This window comes from Lactiplantibacillus songbeiensis, assembly GCF_005405125.1.
Taxonomy (GTDB): Bacteria; Bacillota; Bacilli; order Lactobacillales; family Lactobacillaceae; genus Lactiplantibacillus; species Lactiplantibacillus songbeiensis.
In genome coordinates this window covers 74,982-95,345 of record NZ_BJDL01000018.1, presented here as the reverse complement: position 1 = coordinate 95,345, position 20,364 = coordinate 74,982, and the positions used below count along the sequence as shown (strand labels likewise).

At 42.5% G+C, this 20,364-nt stretch carries 20 protein-coding genes; 17 read left to right on the top strand and 3 right to left on the bottom strand.

Annotated elements, in window-relative coordinates; genetic code table 11:
• Positions 1–24 precede the first annotated feature (24 nt).
• Positions 25–567: a TetR/AcrR family transcriptional regulator gene (locus FFM77_RS07525; RefSeq protein ID WP_137635157.1), complete on the top strand. Its 543-nt coding sequence runs from the start codon at positions 25–27 to the stop codon at positions 565–567.
• Between the two features lie 93 nt (positions 568–660).
• Here FFM77_RS07525 and FFM77_RS07520 read toward each other — a convergent pair whose 3' ends face one another.
• The gene (locus tag FFM77_RS07520; RefSeq protein WP_223876803.1) at positions 661–960 is read right to left on the bottom strand and encodes a type II toxin-antitoxin system RelE/ParE family toxin; all 300 of its coding nucleotides are present in this window, start codon (positions 958–960) and stop codon (positions 661–663) included.
• The gene (locus FFM77_RS07515; RefSeq protein WP_223876802.1) at positions 944–1,276 is read right to left on the bottom strand and encodes a toxin-antitoxin system; all 333 of its coding nucleotides are present in this window, start codon (positions 1,274–1,276) and stop codon (positions 944–946) included. The genes FFM77_RS07520 and FFM77_RS07515 overlap by 17 nt, the downstream gene beginning before the upstream one ends.
• A gap of 320 nt (positions 1,277–1,596) precedes the next feature.
• On the opposite strand from FFM77_RS07515, the gene adhE reads away from it, so the two are divergent.
• From adhE to tkt, 6 genes are all read left to right on the top strand, one after another.
• Positions 1,597–4,200, top strand: a complete 2,604-nt coding sequence (gene adhE / locus FFM77_RS07510; RefSeq protein ID WP_137635155.1) for a bifunctional acetaldehyde-CoA/alcohol dehydrogenase — start codon at positions 1,597–1,599, stop codon at positions 4,198–4,200.
• A gap of 285 nt (positions 4,201–4,485) precedes the next feature.
• Positions 4,486–4,647: a hypothetical protein gene (locus FFM77_RS13965; protein WP_171001578.1), complete on the top strand. Its 162-nt coding sequence runs from the start codon at positions 4,486–4,488 to the stop codon at positions 4,645–4,647.
• Between the two features lie 551 nt (positions 4,648–5,198).
• A complete protein-coding gene (locus FFM77_RS07505) occupies positions 5,199–5,390 on the top strand; it encodes a hypothetical protein (protein WP_137635154.1) in 192 nt (63 codons plus the stop codon).
• 360 nt (positions 5,391–5,750) lie between these two features.
• Complete coding sequence (locus tag FFM77_RS07500) at positions 5,751–5,942, top strand: hypothetical protein (protein ID WP_137635153.1); 192 nt, start codon at positions 5,751–5,753, stop codon at positions 5,940–5,942.
• 374 nt (positions 5,943–6,316) lie between these two features.
• The gene (locus tag FFM77_RS07495; RefSeq protein WP_137635152.1) at positions 6,317–7,786 is read left to right on the top strand and encodes a BglG family transcription antiterminator; all 1,470 of its coding nucleotides are present in this window, start codon (positions 6,317–6,319) and stop codon (positions 7,784–7,786) included.
• A gap of 47 nt (positions 7,787–7,833) precedes the next feature.
• Positions 7,834–9,822, top strand: a complete 1,989-nt coding sequence (gene tkt, locus FFM77_RS07490) for a transketolase (RefSeq protein WP_137635151.1) — start codon at positions 7,834–7,836, stop codon at positions 9,820–9,822.
• Positions 9,823–10,286: 464 nt separating this feature from the next.
• On the opposite strand, the gene FFM77_RS07485 is transcribed toward tkt, so the two are convergent.
• The gene (locus FFM77_RS07485; protein ID WP_137635150.1) at positions 10,287–10,988 is read right to left on the bottom strand and encodes an N-acetylmannosamine-6-phosphate 2-epimerase; all 702 of its coding nucleotides are present in this window, start codon (positions 10,986–10,988) and stop codon (positions 10,287–10,289) included.
• 149 nt (positions 10,989–11,137) lie between these two features.
• Here FFM77_RS07485 and FFM77_RS07480 point away from each other — a divergent pair, with 149 nt between their 5' ends.
• From FFM77_RS07480 to FFM77_RS07435, 10 genes are all read left to right on the top strand, one after another.
• Positions 11,138–11,953 carry a MurR/RpiR family transcriptional regulator gene (locus FFM77_RS07480; RefSeq protein WP_137635149.1) on the top strand — a complete coding sequence of 272 codons (816 nt, stop codon included), beginning with the start codon at positions 11,138–11,140 and terminating at the stop codon, positions 11,951–11,953.
• 66 nt (positions 11,954–12,019) lie between these two features.
• A complete protein-coding gene (locus FFM77_RS07475; protein WP_137635148.1) occupies positions 12,020–12,445 on the top strand; it encodes a hypothetical protein in 426 nt (141 codons plus the stop codon).
• Positions 12,427–12,687, top strand: a complete 261-nt coding sequence (locus FFM77_RS07470) for a hypothetical protein (RefSeq protein ID WP_137635147.1) — start codon at positions 12,427–12,429, stop codon at positions 12,685–12,687. The genes FFM77_RS07475 and FFM77_RS07470 overlap by 19 nt, the downstream gene beginning before the upstream one ends.
• A gap of 200 nt (positions 12,688–12,887) precedes the next feature.
• Positions 12,888–14,141, top strand: coding sequence for an NAD(P)H-dependent oxidoreductase (locus FFM77_RS07465; protein ID WP_137635146.1), 1,254 nt, complete (start codon positions 12,888–12,890; stop codon positions 14,139–14,141).
• Between the two features lie 198 nt (positions 14,142–14,339).
• Positions 14,340–14,702: a PTS glucitol/sorbitol transporter subunit IIA gene (locus FFM77_RS07460; protein ID WP_137635145.1), complete on the top strand. Its 363-nt coding sequence runs from the start codon at positions 14,340–14,342 to the stop codon at positions 14,700–14,702.
• Between the two features lie 35 nt (positions 14,703–14,737).
• Entirely contained in the window at positions 14,738–15,322 is a 585-nt protein-coding gene (gene srlA, locus FFM77_RS07455; protein WP_137635144.1) for a PTS glucitol/sorbitol transporter subunit IIC, read from the top strand.
• A 3-nt stretch (positions 15,323–15,325) separates the two neighbouring features.
• Positions 15,326–16,336: a PTS glucitol/sorbitol transporter subunit IIB gene (gene srlE, locus FFM77_RS07450; RefSeq protein WP_171001577.1), complete on the top strand. Its 1,011-nt coding sequence runs from the start codon at positions 15,326–15,328 to the stop codon at positions 16,334–16,336.
• A gap of 16 nt (positions 16,337–16,352) precedes the next feature.
• Positions 16,353–16,718, top strand: coding sequence for a transcriptional regulator GutM (locus FFM77_RS07445; protein WP_137635142.1), 366 nt, complete (start codon positions 16,353–16,355; stop codon positions 16,716–16,718).
• Positions 16,719–16,913: 195 nt separating this feature from the next.
• On the top strand, positions 16,914–17,861 hold the full coding sequence (locus FFM77_RS07440; RefSeq protein WP_137635141.1) for a sugar-binding transcriptional regulator: 948 nt from the start codon (positions 16,914–16,916) through the stop codon (positions 17,859–17,861).
• Between the two features lie 45 nt (positions 17,862–17,906).
• Positions 17,907–20,300 carry a phosphoketolase family protein gene (locus FFM77_RS07435; protein WP_137635140.1) on the top strand — a complete coding sequence of 798 codons (2,394 nt, stop codon included), beginning with the start codon at positions 17,907–17,909 and terminating at the stop codon, positions 20,298–20,300.
• Positions 20,301–20,364 lie beyond the last annotated feature (64 nt).

The following is a 20,364-nucleotide window of genomic DNA, read 5'->3' as shown; positions in this document are numbered from 1 at the left end:
ATTAAACGCTTAAGGAGAGGAAAAATGGCACGAAATACACGCGACAACATTATTGCCACGGCTGAGATGTTAATCACTCAAGCCGGTAATGGCGGAGTGACCCTTAACCAGATTGCGGCCCAACTTGGAATGACCCATGCGGCTATTTATAAGCACTTTCGCAACAAACAAGCCCTTTGGGAAGCAGTCGCTGCGACTTGGTTTAAGCGGGACATCATCGATAAGATTCAACGCACAACGGCTGGAACACCGGCCGAACAATTGCATGCTTGGTTGTGGGCGTTCGTTACGGCTAAAAAAGGAACCTACAATACGAATCCACAACTATTTATGCTCAATACCCAATACATTGATAACCAACCGTTAGCTTTGCGAGCGGTCTTAATGGATGCTTACCGGGTGATTGATACGATCATGAACTATCATGATGAAAATTATGCCCGCGCTGAACTCATTTTGTCGACATTTGCCACGTTTACGCTACCTAACTTTAAAGCAACTTGGAATGCCCCTGGTTACCAAGCTCGGTTTGAGCGGCTCTGGCGGTTGATTGAGAAAGGCTTGTAATTGGGCTTGATCATTATTGAGTCGTTGATATGAATAGAAGAGACAAGAAAGGACCTGGGATTATTTCCAGGTCCTTTAATGTTACTGGGTAACTTATCGGTAGTAATAGCGTCTTAAAATCGCGTAGAAATTTTCATGAGAACCAGCCACTAGTAGCAAAACGGTTGTTGCGTCGTTAATGACGTATGCAATGTGATAACTAGTGCCGTGATACTTAAATGTTTGAACGTAAATACCATGTAAATCACCAGACTTTTCTATTTCGGCAGTTGGGTTAATCGCGATAACTTGGTAAATAATATCGACAAAATATTGTTTTAATCTGGGATCCTTAAGCTTCTTTAAATAGTTTTTGACTAGTCTGGAAGGTTGAATATTATAAGCCAATTTCATGCTCAAAGTCTGACTTTGATAGGGGCGCTTCGTTGGCTAGTGTTTCCTTGGCAATCTTTTCAAAAGTTTGAGGAACACTTTGTTGTCGTTTCTTGAATTCGTGTACGAGGTTGTAAGTTGGTGTACCTTCTGCAATGAGGTCAGTTAAAATATCAGCGTCAAAGTTAAAAATTGGATTATCATCGGTGAAACGATAAAAAATACCTTCAGTGGTTAGCTCTGGTTCAACGGTAACGCCGGCTTGAATATTGAATTTGCTGGGAACAGTTAGGGTGATTGAGTTCCCTTGCTTACGGGTTTTTGTTCGGTTTTTCAATGCGCTCATCTCCTTAATGTACAAACTAGTAATTACATTTAAAGAATAGCACATTAATGATGTCATTACTAGTTTGTACTTTGGCCATTTTCGGGTCATAAGATGGCCCACTTATACGCTAAGCGGCCCGTCTTGTTAAGAAACAAACTTAACAGCCGAACTTTTCTGTTGACAACAAATGCCGACAAATCAACGTTTTAAAATAAAACTAAAAAAACTATCAAACTAATTTTTAGAAAACGCTTGCAAAATCACAAGCCAATCGTATAATAGAGCTTGTAAATTAATTCACAAGGAATTTTGAAACGGAGGAACGCACCATGCTCAAAGAAAACAAGACAAAGGCAACCACTGTAGAAACTGAAGTCGACCAACTAGTGCAACGTTCTAAGAAAGCCTTGGCGGTATTGAAAGACTATTCACAAGAACAAATTGATAATTTATGTGAACAAGTAGCCGTTGCAGCTCTAGATAATCATATGAAATTGGCTAAAATGGCCGTTGAAGAAACCAAGCGTGGGGTCGTGGAAGATAAAGCGATCAAGAACATCTACGCCAGTGAATATATTTGGAACAGTATCCGTCATGACAAAACCGTTGGGATCTTGGAAGACGACGATGAAACCCAAATGATGAAGATTGCTGAACCTGTCGGGATCGTAGCTGGGGTTACCCCAGTAACTAACCCAACGTCAACGGTTGTTTTCAAGAGCTTGATTTCATTAAAGGGTCGTAACACCATTGTCTTTGGCTTCCATCCACAAGCTCAAAAATCTTGTGCCGAAGCTGCTCGCATTCTCCAAACGGCGATTGCTGCGGCTGGTGGCCCAGCTGATGCGGTCCTCTATGTTGAACATCCAAGTTTGGAAGGTACCAATGCTTTAATGCATCATCCAGATGTTGCCACCATCTTAGCAACTGGCGGTCCTAGCATGGTTACCGCCGCTTACTCATCAGGTAAACCAGCCTTGGGTGTTGGTCCTGGTAACGGCCCAACCTACATTGAAAAGACAGCTAACCTCAAGCAAGCCGTTAATGACATTGTCTTATCAAAGACTTTCGATAATGGGATGGTTTGTGCGACTGAAAACAGTGCGATTGTGGACGCTGATATCTATAGTGATGTTAAAGCTGAATTCAAACGTTTAGGTTGCTACTTTGTTAAACCAAAGGACATTGCTGCATTAACGGAAGCTGTTATCGATCCTAACCGGCACACCGTTCGTGGCCCAGTCGCTGGTCAAAGTGCTTATAACATTGCGAAGATGGCTGGCTTAACCGATGTACCAAAGGACTGCCGGGTCTTAATCGCTGAAATTAACGGCGTTGGCTTGAAGTTCCCACTTTCAGGCGAAAAATTATCACCAGTCTTGACCCTTTACAAATCAAAGGATCATAAAGAAGCCTTCAAGATTTCTGACGAACTCCTTCATTATGGTGGCTTAGGCCATACTGCTGGGATTCATACCGAAGATGACGACTTAGTTAAAGAATTTGGCTTAGCAATGCCAGCTTGCCGGATCTTAGTTAACACCCCATCATCAGTTGGTGGTATCGGGAACATCTACAATAATATGCAACCTTCCTTGACCTTAGGGACTGGCTCATATGGTGGTAACTCAATTTCACATAACGTCTCAGATATGGACTTGATTAATATCAAAACAGTTGCGAAGCGTCGGAACAACATGCAATGGGTAAAAATGCCTCCCAAGGTCTACTTCGAACGTAACGCCGTTCGGTATCTAGAACATATGGCAGGAATCAAGCGCGTCTTCTTAGTATGTGACCCCGGGATGGTCAAATTCGGTTATGCTGACCGCGTTACCGCTGAATTAGAGAAGCGTGACGAACCAGTCGACATCGATATCTTCTCTGAAGTTGAACCAAACCCATCAACGGACACCGTTTACAAAGGGGTTGCCCGGATGAAGGCCTTTGAACCTGATACAATCATTGCTTTAGGTGGTGGGTCCGCAATGGATGCGGCCAAAGGGATGTGGCTCTTCTATGAACATCCAGAAGCTTCATTCTTAGGCGCTAAGCAGAAATTCTTGGATATCCGGAAGCGGACTTACAAGGTCCCAGTTGCTAGCAAGGTAACTTATATCGGGATTCCTACGACGTCTGGGACTGGTTCTGAAGTAACGCCATATGCGGTTATCACGGACTCCAAGACCCATGTTAAGTACCCGGTAACTGACTATGCGATGCAACCAGATATCGCCATCATTGACCCACAATTTGTTGAAACGGTTCCAGCACGGACAACGGCTTGGACTGGTTTGGATGTCATTACCCATGCCACTGAATCATATGTTTCAACGATGGCTTCGGACTACACTCGTGGCTGGTCAATTCAGGCCTTACAATTAGCCTTCAAGTACTTGAAAGCCTCATATGATGGTGACAAGTATGCACGTGAAAAGATGCATAATGCGTCAACCTTAGCTGGGATGGCTTTTGCCAACGCCTTCTTGGGGATTAACCACTCCATTGCCCACAAATTAGGTGGGGAATTCAATCTCCCTCACGGCTTAGCCATTGCAATCACTTACCCACAAGTTGTTCGTTACAACGCCGAAATTCCAACCAAGTTGGCAATGTGGCCGAAGTATAACTACAACACCGCTTTGGGCGACTATGCTAACATTGCACGGGCGTTAGGCTTACCAGGTAAGACTGATGAAGAATTGAAGGAAAGTTTGGTTAAAGCATATATTGATTTGGCACATTCAATGGATGTTACCTTATCATTAAAGGCAAACCGGGTTGAGAAAGCTCATTTCGATCAAAGCGTTGATCACTTAGCTGAATTAGCTTACGAAGATCAATGCACGACCGCTAATCCTCGTGAACCATTGATTAGCGAATTAAAGACCTTGCTCGAACGTGAATGGGACGGCGAAGGTGTTGAAAAATAAGGCTTCTATCCGATTCACCTTGTTGAATTAATTAAAATCGGACTAAAAGTGGACCGCACTTGGCGGCTTAGCTTCGGCTAGGCACGTCGGGTGCGGTTCTTTTTGGCTAGAGTGGGACAAAAGGTGACAGGTTGTGAGCATTAACCCAAAAGCCATGACTATTCTTGGGTATGGAATAGTCACGGCTTTTGGGTTAAGCGGAGCAAACTGCCTTTTGTCGCACGGTTTAGCTATTAAGATAGCGACAAAAAGATCGGGATTACTTACGCTTGATACGAGTTGGATATGATTGCCTGGAACGTGGTGGCTGCGGTTGTCAGTCAAAGTACGGTCTCACAAGCGGGGCTTTATCTAAGTCGCCAAATCACGACTAAGATAAATAACACCGCTGAGCCAATTCTGGGCCGCCCGGCGTTAATTATTGGCTACCATGTTAATACATTGTAAAAGGTAAATGTCAATTTTAGAGATTACCCAACGTAGTGGTTGCCTTTTGATTAAGTAAACTAGACTAAATGGTAAAGTTGACCGCAAATGAATAAACTCTTGGCGGTTGCGTTTAAAATCGGAAATACTAGGTTATTAATAATTGCCATCGCGATGGTTAGTAGCGTCGTGGTTATAATCACGACTAATTAAATTCAACCACAAAAAAAGTCCGTTGTGGGACAACGGGCTTAGGTTGTTTTAAAAGCAACAAGATATTATAAAACTTCTTAGGTCGCGTCACAATCAATAAGCGTACGTTGCAAGTATTGATTGAAGCCAAGGACTAGCGTGATTCCTGTCATGCTAGTCCTTTTGTGTCGTCACACAAACGACCCTATACATATAGTATACGTGAATGTAGCGTTTAGTCAATTAAAGTCATACGGTACTTGGCTAAGTTTAAAACTGGAAACGTTAGGTTAAAGATAACCAGTGTAGTACAATTAAATCGGCAACAATTTCTGTGTGCGATTGCTGGTGGCGCGTCCTAAATATAGGAGGTGTTGCCAGTGGATGAGTATTTGCTTGGCAATTTAGTTAGGAGACGGGTCTTCAGTTTGTTCTTCATCAAGCTGAACGTCGCAAAAGCGTTGAGAGAATTTCGAAAATTAGCACACGACGTTCAGTTAGTATTGATCGTTGCTATGGTTATTGCCATTGCAATTATCGGTACTGTCATCGTGCTAAGCGCGACTAATTAGAGATCCAGCCACAAAAAAAGTCCGTTGTTTGTACCAACGGGCTTAAGTGGTTTTTAGCTTCATTTAGCAAGAAACTTCTTAGGTCGCGTCACAACCAATACGAGCACGAAGCAAGCATTGATTGAAACCAAGGACTAGCGTGATTCCCGTCATGCTAGTCTTTTTGTGTCATTACACAAACGATCCTATACATATAGTATACGTGAATGCAGCGTTTAGTCAATTAAAGTCATACGGCACTTGGCTAAGTTTAAAACTGGAAACGTTAGGCTAAAGATAACCAGTGTAGTACAATTAAATCGGCAACAATTTCTGTGTGCGATTGCTGGTGGCGCGTCCTAAATATGGGAGGTGTTGCCAGTGGATGAGTATTTGCTTGGCAATTTAGTTAGGAGACGGGTCTTCAGTTTGTTCTTCATCAAGCTGAACGTTGCAAAAGCGTTGAGAGAATTTCGAAAATTAGCACATGACGTTCAGTTAGTATTGATTGTTGCCGTGGTCATTGCCATTGCAATTATCGGTACTGTCATCGTGCTCAGCGCAACTAATTAGAGATTCAGCCACAAAAAAAGTCCGTTGTATGCAGCAACGGGCTTAAGTGGCTTTAAAATGTAATAATTATCAGAAGCTTCTTAGGTCGCGTCACAACCAATACGAGCACGAAGCAAGCATTGATTGAAACCAAAGGCTAGCATGAGTCCAATCATGCTGGTCTTTTTGTGTCGTGACACAAACGATCTTACAGTTTTATTATACTTGATTACGTTTTCCAGTCAACTAAAGCAAAGCAGTATTGACGGTTGAGAAATGGCTTTTGGAGTTTAATGGGATCGCGTGATAAAATAGTGTCCATTAATCAGTGGACACTTAAAAGAAAGCGCTAACAATATTAACTGATATATTTGAAAGCAAGGAGGTCAGCCAGCATGCGCACAACGACTTATCAAATGATTTTAACTTATTTAGCGAGTCAGTCACAGTACGTTAAAGCTCAGACCGTCGCGGATTATTTTGGGGTTTCTGCCAAGACGATTTATCGGGCTATTCATTATCTTAATACGTTAATGGCTCAACCGGTAGTTATAACGGTCAAAGGGAAAGGGGTCAAGCTGACGCCTAATCTGGATCAGGCGGCTTTAACCACGCAATTGCAAGCAACGGGTTATCCAGCGGCTCAGCGGCGACGATTATTAGCTTTGGAGTTACTCTATCGATCCCCTAATCATCAACGCTTAGCTGACTGTGCGGCTCATTTTTTCGTCAGTGAATCGGTTATTAGTATGGATTTGGTGAAGCTGGCGCAGCAATTACAATCATTTCAATTGAAGGTCAGTCGTAGTGCACATCATGTGACCATTCTGGGTAACGAAACGGCGGTACGTAAGGCAATCTTGGCACAAACTGATCAAATGCGGGCAATGCAATTAATGGATGCCAGTAGTTCTAACCGGGTTATGGAACCAGCTAATCAGATTGACGTCTTGTTCATTACGAACGAGATTGAAAAGATTGAACGGCTGCTCCAAATTAAACTACCGCATCCTTACGATATCAATTTGTTTACGCATTTGCATATTTTGGTCCAACGTACGCGTACGACCGGGACCGCCCGGCTTTCACAAGTGCAGCTGACTGCCAATGAGCAACAGTTGATTACTGCCAATAACACTGTTTATCAAGTGTCAAAAGTGATCAAGCAGGATATTGAACAGTTTTTAAACGTTAGCTTGTCGGCAGTAGAAGCGTTCTATGTGTTTGAGTATTTAATTTCGTCGCATTACTATGAGCGGCTACCCAAAGGGCAAACACAATTACCACTAACGGCGCAAGTGGTCGCGCGCTACCTCCAATTAGTCCCGTTATTTTTAGCGCATCCGCTTGATTTTAGTCCGATTCGCCCGGCGTTGACCGCGCATATCGGGCCAATGCTGAATCGACTGCAACAACAAATTGTGATGAAGAACAACTTGTTAACGGCTGTTCAAATGGAATATCCACAACTGTTTGCGGCCGTGCAAAAAGCATCGCTTAAAATCTCAGCGGAGTACCAGTTAGCACCGGTGCCGTTAGATGAAGTTGCGGCGACAACGGTGTACTTTGCCACTGAACTGGAACGGCATCCATATCAGCTGAAAACGCTAATTATCGGGGATACTCGGATTGGGACGGCTGAGTTATTGCGCAGTAAGGTCACGCGTTTATATCCGGAATTGCAAGTTGTGGGCGTGCAATCCAAGCGAGACTTTGAACAACATCCCGTCCCAGCTGTCGCGTTATTACTGGCGACGACATTGGTTGACAGCGACTTGCCAACGGTCATGATTAGTCCCATCTTGGGTGCTAGTGATCGTGCACAAGTCCGGCAAAAGATTCGTGAACTGCGGGTGGCTCGTTAATGAAGGGGTCACCAGCAACTTAAATGAAGTAAAGGTGGCTCAACAACATGCGATTTGATGAAATTGATCAGTTAGCCGTGAATACGGTGCGAATGTTAGGTATTGATAGTATTGAGGCGGCTAAGTCGGGGCATCCGGGGATTGTCTTGGGGGCTGCACCGATGAGTTATGTCTTGTGGAACTATTACTTAAAAGTTGATCCAAACCAACCGAATTGGGCTGACCGTGACCGCTTCGTCTTATCGGCTGGTCATGGTTCGGCAATGCTTTATAGTCTGTTACATCTTAGTCATTATGCGGTCAGTTTAGATGATTTGAAACATTTTCGGAAGTTAGGGTCGAAGACACCAGGTCATCCGGAGTATGGGGTGACGCCCGGAGTGGAGGCAACGACCGGACCATTGGGCCAAGGCTTCGGGATGGCAGTTGGGATGGCGATGACCGAAAAGCATCTGGCCGCACAATATAATCGGCCAGGATTACCGATTGTTGATCACTATACCTATGTGGTAGCGGGTGATGGTGACTTGATGGAAGGGGTATCGCATGAGGCCGCTAGTCTGGCTGGTCATTTGAATTTGAATAAGTTGGTTGTTTTGTACGATTCCAATGATGTCGTATTAGATGGTCCACTCAGTAATAGTTTTAGTGAAGATGTGGCAGCCCGCTTCAAGGCTTATCATTGGAACGTCTTGCAAGTTGCTGATGGGACCGACTTGGCTGAGGTTAGCGATGCCTTACAAGCTGCTAGATCGAATCAACATGGGCCAACCTTAATTGAAGTTAAGAGTACGTTGGGCTACGGATCGCCACAAGCCGGGACGTACAAAGTTCATGGGTCGCCATTGGGTCAGCAAACGACTGCCACTAAATCAGCATTAGGCTGGGAACAACCGGCTTTTACGGTCCCAAGTGTGGTCGCGGATCGATTTGCTAACGAAATTGTGGCTCGCGGCGAAACGGCCCAAGCAACTTGGCAAGCCCTATTCGATCGTTATCAGCACCAATATCCGGTCTTAGCACAACAGTTCCAAACAGGACTAATGGGTCAGCTGCCAGCTAATTGGCAAACGCCTTTGCAAGCCGTACCGGCTAAAGGGGATGAGGCTACTAGAGCTAGTAGCTCTCGGGTCTTACAAGCTGCTGCGCAAACAGTACCAAACTTATGGGGTGGTTCGGCCGACTTATCATCATCTAATAAGACATTCATCCAAGGTGAACAATGGTTTAGTAATAATCAGCCGTTGGGACGTAACATTGCGTTTGGCATTCGGGAGTTCGCGGAAGGTACGGTGATGAATGGTATCGCGCTACATGGGGGTACTCGAATCTTTGGCAGTACGTTCTTAGTCTTTGCGGACTATATGAAGCCAGCAATTCGCTTAGCGGCGTTGCAAAAGCTGCCTGTGATTTATATCTTTACGCACGATAGCATTGCGGTTGGTGAAGATGGGCCAACGCACGAACCAATTGAGCAAGTTGAAAATCTGCGTAGTATTCCAGGTTTGACGGTCATTCGACCAGCAGATTTGCGGGAGACCAAAGCCGCTTGGCAATTTGCGTTAAGCCAAACGACGGGACCAACCGCCTTGATCTTATCGCGGCAAGCCGTACCACAACTGACGGTTAAGGCACCAGCGGCATTGCAATTGCTGGACGGCTATATTGCCGCGCCAGCCAAGCAGTCAGCGGCGTTGACAATTCTGGCAACTGGGTCAGAAGTCGGTTTGGGCTTACAGGTTCAAGCTGAACTTGCAGCCCAGCAGATTGATAGTCAGGTCGTTTCGGTGCCGTCGTATGAACGCTTTAACCAGCAGTGTGTAGCTGATAAGCAAGCGTTGATTGGTGATTCGGGCCATCCGCGGGCGGCAATCGAATTCGGTGTCGGCAATTACTGGCACCGTTATGTTCAACAGCCGGAACTGGTCTTTGGAATTAATCAATTTGGTGTGAGTGGATCAGTGGACGAGGTGTTGCGCAGCTTTGAGATGACCCCAACCGTGATTGCTCAGCAGATTGTTGCGGCGATGGGTTAAAAAGGAAGTTTAAGGGTTAGAAGTCTTGATTCATAATGAATTGAGGCTTCTTTTGTGAACTAGGTGAAGATTGGCGCGACTTGGCAAAAGTATTGAAACAGTTCGATCGATTAGATCACGACGTTCAGATTGTGCTAATTATCGCAGTGGTTATTGTCATCGCGATAGTTAGTAGCGTCGTGGTTATAATCACGACTAATTAAATTCAACCACAAAAAAAGTCCGTTGTGTGCTCAACGGGCTTAGGTTGTTTTAAAAGTACCAATCAACAATGAAACTTCTTAGGTCGCGTCACAATCAATAAGCGCATGTTGCAAGTATTGATTGAAGCCAAGGACTAGCGTGATTCCCGTCATGCTAGTCTTTTTGTGTCGTCACACAAACGATCCTACTCCTACATTATACGTGATTAGGACCACTAGTCAATCAATTAAAAGACGACTCTGTTAAATGGGTTGATAGGCTTATTTAACTGCACCAACAGCATCAATAAAACGGGTGGCAATTTCAAGTGGCCGTGTAATTGCGCCCCCGATGACCATCCCAGCTGGATGCAGGCTAGCAACTTGCTGGGCCTGTTGCGGTGTGTGGATTCGGCCTTCCGCGATGACATCAATGTGATGGTCGATTAATTGTTGAATCAGTTGCATATCTGGTCCGGTTAATTGCGGGCTTTCAGCTGTATAGCCGCTTAAAGTTGTCCCAACAAAGTCAACGCCGCACTGCCAAGCATTCAAACCTTCTTCAAGCGTCGCGGTATCGGCCATGAAGAGTTGGTGTGGGTATTTCGCTTTAACTTGGGTGATGAAGTCATTAATGGTTAAGCCATCATGGCGTGGACGTAAGGTACAATCGAGTGCAATAACGGCCACTCCTGTTGCGGCTAAGGCATCAACTTCCGCCATAGTTGCTGTGATAAAGGGCTTTTCGGGCGGATAGTCTTTTTTGATAATGCCAATAATCGGTAGATCCACCGCGGCTTGAATTTCTTTGATATCACGAATTGAATTGGCACGAATCCCAACGGCGCCAGCTTGCTGGGCGGCCTTAGCCATTAACGGCATCACGCCCCCGGTTGGGCTATATAGCGGTTCGTTTGGCAGTGCTTGGCAAGAGACGATGACGCCGTGGCTTAGTTGTTTTAAAAGTTGTGTTTTAGTAATCATTCCAAAATCCTCCATTTTATAAAATATATGGATTCTATCTCCAAAACAACCATAACATGTCATTAGCCTTAGGTAAAGCGCTTTCCTGACATTTTGGAGTAATTATCCAAAAGTGGCGTATAATATAGGCCAAAAGGATGGTGACGAAGATGCGCTATGATCACTTGATTCAGGAACATTACCCAACCTTAACGCGGTCAGAAAAAAAGGTTGCGGATTACGTCCTCAAAGTCGGCAGTCAGTTGATGTACGCCACGATGAGTGACATTAAGGCGGCTACTAAAGTCGGGGACGCCACAATTATCCGTTTTTGTCAGAAATTAGGTTATAACGGCTTTTCTGACTTTAAAATTGAAATTGCCAAGGAAGATTTTACTCAGCAGGAACAGACCCGGCCGACCGATTATTACGATGAGATTAGCCAGCACTTGCAGGAGGCCTTAACTGCGACGGCGAAGCTCATTGAACCGGCCAGATTGAATCAGGCCATCGATTTGTTGAGTCAAGCACACAAGGTCTACATTTTTGGAGTCGGTGGCAGTGGTCAGGTCGGGGCATCATTTGCTGCGATTCTATTGCGAGTGGGCATTCAAGCGACTCCGGTTGGTGATCCGCATATTCAGGCTCAGGTTGCCTCGTTACTTGCACCTAGTGACCTAGTGATTGGCTTGTCATTGACGGGACGTACGAAGGATACGTATGATTCGCTGAAGATTGCTAAGGATAACGGTGCGCGGATTATTGCGATAACTAATAATCTAAATAGTCCAGTGGCTAGCTTAGGGGATGTCATTCTGCAAACCGCGATTGAAGAGTTCTTAAACGGGGGCTCCGTAGCGGGACGCATCTCGCAACTGTATATTTGCGATGTCTTGACGCAAGGGTATGAGAATCGCAATCAAGTAGATGCGGTCGCCTTGCGAGAGAAAGTTTTGCGGTCGATTATTGATAAAAGTATTGATTAGAAGTTAGCTAGTCGCAAACTTTGTTGCAGCTAGCTGTTTTTATGTGGATAGAAAGGGTGGTCCAAGATGTCTAAAAAGCCAATTATCCCAGTGCCCAGCGGAACCGTTCAGCTAGACTTAGCTACTTTTCGGCAATGGCAACAAGTGATGATGATGATTAATGCGGCTAGTTGTGGTGCGACGGATCAACAAGTGCAATTCGATACAGCTAAGATCGAAAGCATGCTGACCTATTGTGTTGGGTTAACGCAATCGGGTAAAACGGCGCAGTTAGTGACTCATGCGGTTAAAGCAACGACTAAGCTGATTGTGTCGCCAACGGTTGCGGGTGGGGCCGACCTACTAGCCGATGACCAGTCACACGCCAAGCAAAGCCAACTCTCGGAAGCAATCATGCGGCGTTACCACTTACATGCAGGTGACGTGATTACAGTGACGTTGAGCCCGATGGTCATGTTGATGAGTTACAAAAGGTGGCTCAAGTTACTCTGAATAATGATTTGGACGGGTTATCACATGCGTTGGTTGAAGCGGGTGATGAACTTGGGCTACCAGGGCATTTAATGGTTAGTCATAATCAAACGACGACGCTAACGGATAGTAGTGGGATGCCGTATCCATATGTGATTCCAGCAGCGGTCGTGACAGCGTTCAAGCTAAAAGCAGGTGACCAAGTTGATTTACGTTGGTATCATGATGAGCTAATGACGATGCAGGTTATTTGGCGATACTAGATAAAGAAGATTGTTCAAGCAAAATAAATAACAGCTAATTATTCAAGCAAAATAAATAATTAGCTGTTATTTATTTTGCTTGAATACAAGGTTCTGGGCATGATTTATCAAAAAAGCAAATGTAAGCGTTGACATTTTGAAGGCAAAGGCATATGATACAAATGTTCAGTAATAAAACATATGTAAGGAGCGAGTTAATCATGACATTATATCAACAGTTAGAAGAACGCGAAGCAGAAGGTAATCCAATCAAAGTAGGTGTTATTGGCGCCGGTCAAATGGGCTTTGGGATGATTTCACAAATTGCCGGTATTCCGGGGATGGTTGTCAAAGGAATTAGTGATATTAATATTGATAATGCAAAAAAAGCTATGGAATCATTCAATGCTAATTCAAAGAAACCCGAAGAAATTTTAATTTCTACTGATTTTAAAGAAATCGTTCATTCTGATCAAGTTGAAGTAGTTGTTGATGCCACTGGGGTAACCGAAGTTGGTGCTCAATTGGCACTAGAAACATTAATTGCAAAAAAACATCTAGTTCTCTTGAACGTTGAAATTGATGTTACGATTGGACCGTTAATGAAGAAATTATATGATGCTGGGAATCTTGTTTATACCGGATCTGATGGTGATGAACCAGCTGTTACTACAGGTTTGTTTGAATTCGCCAAATCAATGGGCATGAAAGTTTTAGTTGCCGGTAAGGGGAAAAATAATAAGATTCGTCTAGAAGCTAACCCGGATACTGCGAAGGCTGAAGCTGATAGTAAACATATGTCACCACATATGTTAGCTGCCTTCCAAGATGGTACAAAGACGATGGCTGAAATGACACTATTGTCTAATGCAACTGGACTTTTACCTGATATTACCGGTATGCATGGTATTAAAGGTGATTTAGATAAAACAGTAGCTGACTTGGATCTTAAAGAAAATGGTGGGGTCCTTGATAAGTTTGGTGTTGTTGAATATGTTGATGGTATTGCACCAGGGGTCTTTGTAATTGTTGAAGGTCAAAATGAAGGCGTTGCCAATGAGATGAATTATTTGTTAAAGAAGGGTGATAGAAAACATCATATTCTTTATCGGCCATTCCATTTAGCTAGTCTTGAAACGCCATTAACAATTGCCAAAGCAGTTATGAATCATGATCATGCGATTGTTCCAATTGGTGCACCAGTTTCAGAAACAATTGCTGTTGCTAAAAAAGATATTAAAGCTGGAGATGTCATTGATGGAATTGGTGGTTACTCAGTTCGTGGTGTAATTGAAGCACATAAGGACTTTGTAGTTAATAATCATATTCCAGTTGGTTGTGTTACTGGCCAGACGGTTGCCTTAAAGGATATTAAAGATGGTGAAGCTTTGACCTCTGAAAATACGCAATTAGATAGTAGTGCAATGGTTGTTAAATTACGTCAATTACAAGATAGTGTTTTTGCTGGTAAATAAAAAAGTAAATTTGTACAATAAAGCCAGAGTATATTTAAATAAATAAGAAAAATGGTCACACGTATTTTAAAGTATATGGAATACCTGACAACTACTAAATCTATGCACGTATTTACAGGTTAGGAGATTGGTTGTACGTGTGCAACCATTTTTCTTTTTTATATTAATTGTAAGCGCTAACAACAGGAGAAGTTAAAAATGAAAACTAAAATTACAATGGTTGGTCAAGAAGTTCAGGAATTATTAGATGGTGGTGTTTTGATTATGTTTAATCCAAATGCACCACAGGAACTAAAAGATGTTGCAGCATTACATGAGAAACAATCTGATGAACAAGATGTGTTGCGTGTTGGTGGGACGATTAGTTTTGGTGATCAAGAGTTTAAGATCGATTTTGTTGGTAGCGAAGCTAACAATAATTTCAACGAATTGGGTCACTTGTCTGTCTATTTTAATAATACTGATGAAGATACTGGTAAACTACCAGGTTCGATTTTTGTTTCATCTAGCAAAATAAAAGCGCCGGTAATTGAGCCTGAACAAATAGTTTCTATTGATTAGAGCTGTTATTCACGAATATTGAACGGAGGAAAAAGATGGATGCTTTAACTAACGCAGCCTCGGCTTTTATTGGACTTTTCAAAGCTGGCGGAAATGTTTTTATGAGTTATATGACTGGCATTATTCCGTTGCTGATTGCATTGATTACTGCAATTAATGCTTTGGTAAAGTTTATTGGAGAAGACCGAGTCAATCGGTTTATGGCAAAGCTAACAAAGTTTGCAATTTTACGTTATACAGTCTTACCAATTCTGGGGGTATTCTTTTTTACAAATCCAATGTGTTATACGGCTGGTCGTTTTTTACCGGAAAAATATAAGCCAGCCTACTATGATTCATGTGTTTCTTTTCTACATCCGGTTACAGGATTATTCCCGCATGCTAATTCAGCAGAGCTATTTGTCTTTTTAGGAATTGCTAATGGGTTTACTAAGGCTGGAGGAGATCAAGCTAAGCTGGCGCTACTGTATGCATTGTCGGGAATTGTCATTATTTTTATTCGAGGATTAGTTACCGAACGTTTTAGTATGTATTTCTTTAAACGTAATGGGAATACGAAAATCTTGAATCAGAATACTGATGTTAATGATTTAAAAAAGACAAATGCACAGGAGGCCTAAATCATGAGTTATAGTAGTGTGAAAATTTCAAAGGGTAACCATGGTTGGGGTGGCCCTCTAACTGTTACACCAACTGATGAAAAGCCATATGTAATCAGCGTAACCGGTGGTGGAATTGACCCTGTTGCTCAAAGAATTGCTGATTTAACAGGAGCAAAAGTGGTAGATTCTTTTGCTAATCCAGTGCCTAAAGAAGAAACTTGCGCTGCAGTTATTAATTGTGGTGGTACGGCGCGGAGTGGTGTTTATCCTAAAATGGGGATCTTAACGATTAATACTGTAGCTATTACACCAGCAGGACCACTATCTAAATTTATTAAAGAAGATATATTTGTTTCAGGTGTAACCGCGAATGATGTAGCTAGTACTGAAAATATTGAAATTCCAAAAGAATTACAGGAAAATATTGCTTCGCCTGAAGTATCACAAGTTAAGAATGATGCAGAAAAGGTTGCACAGGATTCTAAGGGACAAGAAGAGAGTCGATTATTAAGATTAATTGATGCGGTTGGTAAGGTTGCCGGGGACTTTGTTAATACTTTCTATCAAGCTGGTCGTGATACGATAGATACTTTAATAAAGAATGTTTTACCATTTATGGCGTTTGTTGCTACATTAGTGGGTATTATTAATTATTCCGGTATTGGTAAAGTACTGGCCAATATTTTAAGTCCGTTAGCAGGAAATATTGTTGGATTAGTTATTTTGAGTATTATTTGTGCTTTGCCGATTCTTTCGCCAATTTTGGGACCGGCTGGCGTTATTGCTGCAGTTGTCGGAACGTTGATTGGGCAACAGATTGGTACAGGAATCGTACCAATGTATCTAGCTTTACCAGCATTATTTGCGATTGATGCACAGGCTGGATGTGATTTTATACCAGTTGGTTTAACTTTAGGCGAAGCTGAACCCGATACCATTACTTCTGGAACACCAGCAATTCTATTTTCTCGTTTATTTACGGCTCCATTAGCAGTCCTAATTGCATATGGATTTTCATTCTTATTGAGATAAGTGAGGTGTTTTAGCTATGAGCGGCTTAAGTTTTGTACTTTTTTTAATGGTAATTATTATTTCTAAGCAAGCTTTAAGCATACTTAACAGTAGAATTTATGTAAGTGAGTATCGAAATGTTGTTCAAAATAATTTAGATGGTTATTTAGGTGTTGGCACTTTTCAACCTAAATTAGGAGTTGGACAAGTCTGTTTGGTAGTTATTGATAGAAATGGTGTTATTAACGATTGTCGCTTAATTAAAGGAATCTCAATATTTGCTAGATTTCATAAATATACTCCGGTCATAGCACGTTCCATTACAGATGAAGTTATTGATAATGATCAACATCATAAAGTACTATTAACGGCAATTGAACATGCTCAACAGCAGATAAATTAGGAGTGTGTTTTTGGAACTTGTTGTGTAATTGGCAAGTTTATTTGTTAGAACTAAATTAAAGTTGCCTAAAATAATTATCTGCAAACTGTTCAGAGCGTAACAAATTGTTTTCTTATACTATAATTATGAATGATGAGTCTAAAAAAGCAATTATCAATAGTTAGGCAACTTACGTTAAAATTTAGTGAGGCAAATATGACAAAAAATGAATTAACTAACCACGATCAACTTTTGAGGGCTGCAATTTTGTATTATGAACAAAATATGACCCAAGAGCAGGTCGCTAAATCCATTGGTGTATCACGCCCAGTAGTTTCAAAATTATTGCAGCGGGCTCGCGATAATCATTTAGTTGAGTTCTTTGTTAAAGATCCAGATAAGCAAAATTGTGAATTAGAGTTGGAAATTCAGAAAAAGTATAACTTGAATAGTGTAAAAGTAGTTTCTACACGTTTTAATCGCACTTCTAGTTCTGTTCTTAGTCAGGCAGGTTTCTTGACGGCACAATATCTACGTTCAATTATAAACAATGTGAGTAGTATTGGTATTGGTTGGGGAAATGCTATTTCGTATTTTGTAGCTGAATCTGAATATATAACAGCAGGAAAATTAACAGTTGTACCATTGGTTGGTGGATTGGGGCTCCTTAATTTAGATATTCATGCTAATCATTTGGTAGCAGAGTTGGCAAGTAAACTTGATGCTCGGTACTCTACTTTTTATGCACCTGTTATAGCAGATTCTGAGGAATCTGCTGGAGAATTAAGGAAGTCATCGCTTGTGTCTTCTGCACTAGATGCTGCTAAGAATGTGGATGTTGCATTCATTGGTGTGGGTAATGATGTAGAAACATCAACATGGCGTAAACTTGATTATATTACGGAAAGTGAAACGCAAGAGTTAACAGATGCAGGTGCAATTGGTGACGTGGTGGCAGATTTTTTTGATGATAAAGGTTGTACGGTGCATACCGATTTCTCTAATCGATTGATAGGTATTACAATTGATGATTTGAAAGACATCAAGAATGTAGTTGTCACTGCTGTTGGGGAAAAGAAAGCTAAGGGAATTAAGGTATTATTAGAAAACCATGTTATTAACACACTAATTATTGATCGAGACATTGCTGAGAAGGTGGTTTAAATAATTAGGTAGTGAATATTCTAAATTATAAGGAGTTGCAAAACAATGAGTGAAACAATTACCAAAGACAATTCTGTTGATTATTCTTCAGATGAATACTTAAACCGCGTTGACGCGTACTGGCGGGCTGCCAACTATGTTTCTGTTGGTCAACTCTACCTATTAAATAATCCATTATTAAGAGAACCACTTAAGGCTACGGACGTTAAAGTCCATCCAATCGGCCACTGGGGGACGATTGCCGGCCAAAACTTTATTTATGCCCATTTAAACCGGGTCATTAATAAGTATGGCTTGAACATGTTCTACATTGAAGGACCAGGTCATGGTGGCCAAGTCATGGTTTCAAACTCCTACTTAGATGGGACTTATACTGAAACCTATCCAAAGATTACCCAAGATACTGCCGGGATGAAGCGTTTATTCAAGCAATTCTCATTCCCAGGCGGCGTGGCTTCCCATGCTGATCCTAAGACACCAGGTTCAATCCACGAAGGTGGCGAACTTGGCTACTCAATCTTGCATGGTGCCGGTGCTATTCTTGATAACCCTGGCTTAATTGCCGCTACCGTTGTTGGTGATGGGGAATCCGAAACTGGCCCATTGGCAACTTCTTGGCAAGTTAACAAGTTCATCAACCCAATCACCGATGGGACCGTCTTACCAATCTTGAACTTAAATGGTTTCAAGATTTCTAACCCAACTGTCCTTTCACGTGAATCACATGAAGAACTTGAAGACTACTTTAAGGGCTTAGGCTGGGATCCTCACTTTGTTGAAGGTACTGACCCTGCTAAGATGCACAAAGAAATGGCTGCTGAATTGGACAAAGTCATCGAAGAAATCCATGCTATTCGTAAGAATGCCAAGGATAACCATGATGAATCTCGTCCTAAATGGCCAATGATCGTCTTCCGCGCACCTAAAGGCTGGACTGGTCCTAAGACTTGGGACGGCGAACCAATCGAAGGGTCATTCCGGGCTCACCAAATTCCAATTCCTGTCGACCGTAATCATATGGAACATGCCGATAAGTTGGTCGCTTGGCTCAAATCATACAAGCCAGACGAATTATTCGATGAAAACGGGACTTTGAAACCTGAAATTGCTTCATTAGTACCTGCAGGCAACGCTCGGATGGCTGCTAACCCCGTTACTAACGGTGGTAAGTTAACCAAAGACTTAATTACACCAAACATCGATGATTATGCTTTAGATAACAAGGATCACGGTAAAGAAGACGGTTCAGATATGACTGAACTTGGTAAGTATATCCGTGATTTAATCGAATTAAACAAAGATAACAAGAACTTCCGTGGTTGGGGTCCTGATGAAACCTTATCTAACAAGTTAGGTGCGGCTTTTGAAGACACGAAGCGTCAATGGCTAGAACCAATCCATGAACCTAACGATGCCTTATTAGCACCTGAAGGCCGCATCATCGACTCCATGTTGTCAGAACACATGGACGAAGGGATGTTGGAAGCTTACAATTTAACTGGTCGTTACGGTTTCTTTGCAAGTTACGAATCATTCTTACGCGTTGTGGATTCAATGTTAACCCAACACTTCAAGTGGTTACGGAACTCGCATGAAGAAACCCCATGGCGGGCTGATGTCCCTTCACTTAACGTGATTGCTTCATCAACGGCCTTCCAGCAAGATCATAATGGGTACTCTCATCAAGATCCAGGTATCATCTCACACTTGGCTGAAAAGAAGACCGAATACGTTCGGGCTTACTTGCCAGGCGATGCCAACACCTTGATTGCCACCTTTGACAAGGCGATCCAAAGCAAGCAATTGATTAACTTAATCATTGCCAGCAAGCACCCACGTCCACAATGGTTCACGATGACCGAAGCTAAACACTTAGTTCGCGATGGTCTTGGTGTTGTTGACTGGGCAAGTACTGATAATGGTGAAGAACCTGACGTTGTCTTTGCAACTGCTGGTTCCGAACCAACCACTGAAAGTTTAGCAGCGGTTTCAATCTTGCATGCAGCCTTCCCAGAAATGAAGATTCGTTTCGTGAACGTTGTCGATATCTTGAAGTTGAAGAAAGACGACCCACGTGGCTTGACTGATGCTGAATTTGATTCATTCTTTACTAAAGACAAACCAGTTATCTTCGCATATCATGCTTACGATGACTTAGTAAAGACCATCTTCTTCGATCGTCATAACCATAACTTACACGTTCATGGCTACCGCGAAGAAGGCGACATTACCACCCCATTCGATATGCGGGTCCGTAATGAACTCGACCGTTTCCACTTAGTTAAGGCTGCCATCTTAGCAACCCCAGCTTATGCCGAAAAGGGTGCTCATCTTGTTCAAGAGATGAACGACATGCTCGACAAGCATCATGACTTCATTCGTGCTGAAGGTGCAGATCTCCCTGAAGTTGAAGATTGGAAATGGACACCATTAAATTAGTTTATTAAACCTCCTTATGGATTAAAATTTACAAATGTGATAAGAGCCTTGCAAGGTTATGTGA

What these genes read in the sequence shown, in the direction of transcription:
- FFM77_RS07525 (WP_137635157.1), top strand. Translation starts at nt 25, where the DNA reads ATGGCACGAAATACACGCGACAACATTATTGCCACGGCTGAGATGTTA.
- FFM77_RS07520 (WP_223876803.1), bottom strand. Translation starts at nt 960, where the DNA reads ATGAAATTGGCTTATAATATTCAACCTTCCAGACTAGTCAAAAACTAT.
- adhE (WP_137635155.1), top strand. Translation starts at nt 1,597, where the DNA reads ATGCTCAAAGAAAACAAGACAAAGGCAACCACTGTAGAAACTGAAGTC.
- FFM77_RS13965 (WP_171001578.1), top strand. Translation starts at nt 4,486, where the DNA reads ATGATTGCCTGGAACGTGGTGGCTGCGGTTGTCAGTCAAAGTACGGTC.
- FFM77_RS07495 (WP_137635152.1), top strand. Translation starts at nt 6,317, where the DNA reads ATGCGCACAACGACTTATCAAATGATTTTAACTTATTTAGCGAGTCAG.
- tkt (WP_137635151.1), top strand. Translation starts at nt 7,834, where the DNA reads ATGCGATTTGATGAAATTGATCAGTTAGCCGTGAATACGGTGCGAATG.
- FFM77_RS07485 (WP_137635150.1), bottom strand. Translation starts at nt 10,988, where the DNA reads ATGATTACTAAAACACAACTTTTAAAACAACTAAGCCACGGCGTCATC.
- FFM77_RS07480 (WP_137635149.1), top strand. Translation starts at nt 11,138, where the DNA reads ATGCGCTATGATCACTTGATTCAGGAACATTACCCAACCTTAACGCGG.
- FFM77_RS07475 (WP_137635148.1), top strand. Translation starts at nt 12,020, where the DNA reads ATGTCTAAAAAGCCAATTATCCCAGTGCCCAGCGGAACCGTTCAGCTA.
- FFM77_RS07465 (WP_137635146.1), top strand. Translation starts at nt 12,888, where the DNA reads ATGACATTATATCAACAGTTAGAAGAACGCGAAGCAGAAGGTAATCCA.
- FFM77_RS07460 (WP_137635145.1), top strand. Translation starts at nt 14,340, where the DNA reads ATGAAAACTAAAATTACAATGGTTGGTCAAGAAGTTCAGGAATTATTA.
- srlA (WP_137635144.1), top strand. Translation starts at nt 14,738, where the DNA reads ATGGATGCTTTAACTAACGCAGCCTCGGCTTTTATTGGACTTTTCAAA.
- srlE (WP_171001577.1), top strand. Translation starts at nt 15,326, where the DNA reads ATGAGTTATAGTAGTGTGAAAATTTCAAAGGGTAACCATGGTTGGGGT.
- FFM77_RS07445 (WP_137635142.1), top strand. Translation starts at nt 16,353, where the DNA reads ATGAGCGGCTTAAGTTTTGTACTTTTTTTAATGGTAATTATTATTTCT.
- FFM77_RS07440 (WP_137635141.1), top strand. Translation starts at nt 16,914, where the DNA reads ATGACAAAAAATGAATTAACTAACCACGATCAACTTTTGAGGGCTGCA.
- FFM77_RS07435 (WP_137635140.1), top strand. Translation starts at nt 17,907, where the DNA reads ATGAGTGAAACAATTACCAAAGACAATTCTGTTGATTATTCTTCAGAT.